Origin of the sequence: Limosilactobacillus secundus (assembly GCF_020784695.1) — a bacterium.
In the GTDB taxonomy this organism is placed as follows: Bacteria; Bacillota; Bacilli; order Lactobacillales; family Lactobacillaceae; genus Limosilactobacillus; species Limosilactobacillus reuteri_F.
In genome coordinates this window covers 1-4,511 of record NZ_JAJGUA010000040.1, presented here as the reverse complement: position 1 = coordinate 4,511, position 4,511 = coordinate 1, and the positions used below count along the sequence as shown (strand labels likewise).

The 4,511-nt window shown below is 39.9% G+C and carries 2 protein-coding genes; both read right to left on the bottom strand.

The features are described from left to right. Window positions 1-180: 180 nt before the first annotated feature. On the bottom strand, window positions 181-1,488 hold the full coding sequence (gene serS, locus LMB57_RS07325) for a serine--tRNA ligase (protein ID WP_229272536.1): 1,308 nt from the start codon (window positions 1,486-1,488) through the stop codon (window positions 181-183). Between the two features lie 1,656 nt (window positions 1,489-3,144). Then, window positions 3,145-4,511: mucin-binding protein (locus LMB57_RS09835; RefSeq protein ID WP_267493888.1), on the bottom strand; the 1,367-nt coding region annotated here is incomplete at its 5' end.

Sequence of the window (4,511 nt, the reverse complement as noted above, 5' to 3'; positions counted from 1 at the left end):
TCTTAAGGCAAAAGAGGCCTTTTTATATAATTTTTATCGCCCACCCGCATAGCAGGTGGTTTTTTGTTTCGTGCACTCGCTCTGCTCGCGCACTCAACCAGGCCTAAAGACATTAATCAAAAAAGAAGCTCAGATTCAGCAATCTGAACTTCTTTAGTAAAAAACATTCTTCTATATATCTTATTTATTAACTTTATTACGGAAAGGAACTGCATTTTCCTTAGTAATCTTAGTAACGCCATGCATGTATGGTACCAATACTTCTGGAATCGTTACGGAGCCATCAGCATTTTGATAGTTTTCTAAGATGGCTGCAACTGTCCGACCAACCGCTAAACCAGAACCGTTAAGTGTGTGAACATATTGTAACTTACCATTTTCATCCCGGTATTGTGTATGCATCCGCCGTGCCTGAAAGTCCAAGCAGTTTGAACAACTCGAAACTTCACGATACTTATTTTGTGCTGGCATCCACAATTCAAGATCATGTGTTTCAGATGCAGTAAAGCTCATGTCACCAGTAGTTAAGGTAATAACATGGTATGGCAAGTTTAACTTCTTCAAGATGTTTTCAGCATTAGCAGTCATCTTTTCAAGTTCATCCCATGAGTTTTCTGGTTTAGTGTACTTAACCATTTCTACCTTATTGAATTGGTGCATTCGAATCAATCCCCGAGTATCGCGACCAGCTGCCCCTGCTTCAGAACGGAAACATGGTGTTAAAGCTGTCACATAAACTGGTAATTCTTCGGTTGGAATAACTTCACCACGGTAATAGTTCGTCAATGGAACTTCGGCTGTCGGAATTAAGGTCATATCTTCGCCGTTAACCTGATAAACGCCTTCTTTAAACTTAGGGAATTGACCAGTACCGTACATGGAGTCAGCATTAACAATGTACGGAGGAATAACCTCTGTATAACCATCAGCCATGTGTTCATCAAGCATAAAGTTGTAAACGGCACGTTCTAACTGTGCACCAAGTCCAAGGTAGTAGACAAAACGCGCACCAGAAACCTTACCAGCGCGATCAAAATCTAAAATACCAAGGCTTTCACCGATATCCCAATGATGCTTAGGTTCAAAATCAAAGTCACGAACCTTGCCTACTTTCCGTAATTCAACGGCACCGTCTTCTGTTAAGCTAACTGGAACACCATCGTGAGGAACATTCGGAAGGTGAGCCATCTTATCATGGAGTTCAGCATCATTTGCTTCAACTTCAGCATCTAATTCCTTGATTTTATCACCAAGTTCACGAGTTTCCTTAATGGCAGCATCGGCAGATTCACCATTCCGCTTAGCTTCCCCAATCTTCTTTGATGCTTCATTACGTTGCGCCTTCATTGTTTCAGTTTGTTGGAGCAATTCACGCCGCTTTTTATCTAACGCAATAACTTCATCAATTTCTTCTGGCTTTACACCACGAGTAGCTAGTTTTTCTTTATAAAAATCCGGTTCTTGACGAATCTTTTTAATATCTAACATCGTGTTTCCTCCTAATTATATAAAAAAGAGCCATTCCATCCTTTATATTTTGGGACGAAATGGCTCTAGTTCCGCGGTACCACCCAAGTTTGACTATTTTCAGTCACCCTTCGAAGTAGATAACGGCTACTATCCGTGCAGAATTACCTGCCCACATATTTTTTGCACCGGAGTTTCGGTCGACAGCTCTCACCACCCGCTGCTTCTCTGAACAACCTACTTGAAATGCATTCGTGTTTTCTATTCTGCAATTATCTTATTACACTTTTTCTAATTTATCAATTGAATTTTTCTTTAAACCAAAAAAGGATTTTCATTTCTGAAAATCCTTTTTTGGTTAGTTTACGCACAACTAACTTTAGTGATAAGTCCACCATTCAACATTTAAAACCTACCACCAAGCGACTTACATTACAGTAGGCTAGCACATTTACCATACTGTTGTAATTTCTGTGTCGACTTTTGATGTATCACTAGTACTATGTGTACTGTTGAATCATTGTTTAGCACAATTGTCATGAACAGTAAAAAAAACTTTTAGCAGCAAATACACTTATATGATAAAACTAAACTGTTATCTGCTTATTGCTGTTGGCGTAGACAATAAGACTTTTAAGTTATCTGGGGGAGATATTGCTACTAATGCTTAAAGTTAAATATTCGGGGGTTTCTTATAAGCATTATCATTCTACCGTTTGACAAATTTATCTAAACAGTGTTCAGCTATTTTATGATACCTACTATATAAGGCTATAAACCTTATATCTATTAGGGAGTAGTAGTTGCAACAAACAATAATGCACAAAACTTGTTGCTTAACACTTAATAACTTGACTTTACCACTATCCAGTCAAGCGACAGCTACTATTATAATTAACCTAAGTAGGCATCGGGGGTCGCCTTTAGGGTTATTATAATAGCCTATATCCGCCAGTTTAAAAGGAAATTATCCTAAGCCACCTGGCACATACTTACCACTATCTTTTGGAATAAGTTAAGTCATTCAATAAACCGTTTTACAAATAAAAGGTAAAGCACTCCTTGAGATAAATAGTAACCATAAAGATCACTACCAGGTGGCATTTCATCTGTAGCTGTCGATCAGATGAATGGTGGCACCTGCTGGCAAGTTACAACCAATCATTTATTAAAACAAGCGGCTAAACTAGCAATTTTAAAAAACATCATTTTATTAAAAAGCTGATAATTAAGTGATGCCTAATCACCATCATTTAATATCAACATTTTAATAATAACTTTCAATTGTCATTCTACACTCTTAACAGTTTTTTTCAACCGATTTATCATCAGAAAATTTAATTTCTTAATAAAGCCCAACCTCCAATGCTATTATATCAACCGTTAAGGAGGGTCAAGGCAGAATACTCTCTTTTTTATTCCCTTTTTATAAATGAAGCATTGATCATATGTACCAATCTTCTCCTCCTTTCTTTATCGTTCGATCATTACCAACCTATCAAATACGCAAAAAAGCCCATGTCATTTAGACATGAGCTTTTTCGTCTGCTTCGAGTTTGTTGCTATGAATCTGTTAAGCCACTATCCATTGCATTATGTGTTAAGTCATTGCAATAAACCATCTTCAAATTAACCACAACTCTCCGCATAACTTATCTTTGACAGTTCAAAGAATTACTAATCTTCTTTACGCCGTTTCTTTCCTGCAGCCAATAAACCAGTTAAGCCTAATGCAGCTAATCCAAGGGCAGCAGCTGAATTATTTTCATTACCAGTTTGTGGTAACTTCTTAGCTTCTTGCTTAGCAGGTGCAGCTGACTCAGTCTTCATTGGCGCTGGCGTATCTGCTTGTGGTGCAGCAGGAGTTTGAGGAGTTGCCGGTTGAAGTGGTTCTGGAGTAGCTGGTGTTTCTGGAGTTGCCGGTTCATCTGGTTGTGGTGTTACTGGCGTCTCAGGAGTTACCGGTGTTGGCGTCGTGTAAACGACTGGCGTATCAACAGTTGGGTGCGTTGGTGTTACGGTAGTAACGTTTGGCGTCATTCCTGGAACTGAAGGTACGGGTTCATTTGGTACAACCTTAGTTGGGTCAGTTGGGTCATTGGTATATGGTACAGCTGGAACATTTGGAATTGGGTTGCCATTTGGATCAACCGGTACAATGTTTCCAACCTTAGTGTAAGTAACCGTATCTTCAAGGTTTTGTTGAACCGTTTCCTTAGCCGGAACATTAGCCTTATCCGCAACATAGCCATTGATTACTGGAACCTTAACTTCGTTATAGCTCCCTTTATCAGCAGTCCATCCTTCCTCAGGGTTAATAACTTGCCCAGTTACCTTGTCGATGATTAATGTCCGTGTCCAAGTTGAAGTTTGCACATCGTCATCACGCATCTTATTACCGTTGTTATCCACGAAGTGGACCGTTGAAGTGTATTCCTTCGTGTAAGTGTCCTTAGCAGGCCACTTTGGACCGTTTGGTTCATCCGGGTTAACTGGTGTACCAGGTTCATGTGGATTGTTTGGTCCTACTGGAGCATGACCATGCTTCAAGACAACGGTGAAGACTTGAGTTTGATCTGCATTATCATCAAAGGTTGCGCCTGCTGGGAACCCATCACTTACCAGCACATAACCTTGTGCTTCCAGTTGCTTGATTTGATCAGCCGTACTGTAGTTAATTACACTGCCTGCCTTACCAGTTAAGTCACCAGAAGTTGCGATTTGAACGTTGTTGTTATCTTGGTCAACGTAGTTAACAATCGCAATTTGATCAACCGCTGGCTTTGGATTTACCGTATCTGGCGTGTACTTAACGGGTGTATCAACACCTGGATCAGTTGGGGTTACCGTTGGTACTTCTGGCTTGTAGCCTGGAATAGTTGGTACTGGTTCATCTGGCGTTACCTTAGTTGGGTCAGTTGGATCGGTTGGGTATTGTGGGGTTGGAACATCTGGAATTGGGTTACCAGTTGGATCAACTGGAATAATCTTTCCATTTGGTACATAAGTAACTGTAGCTTCTTGATCTTCCATCGTGACACTTG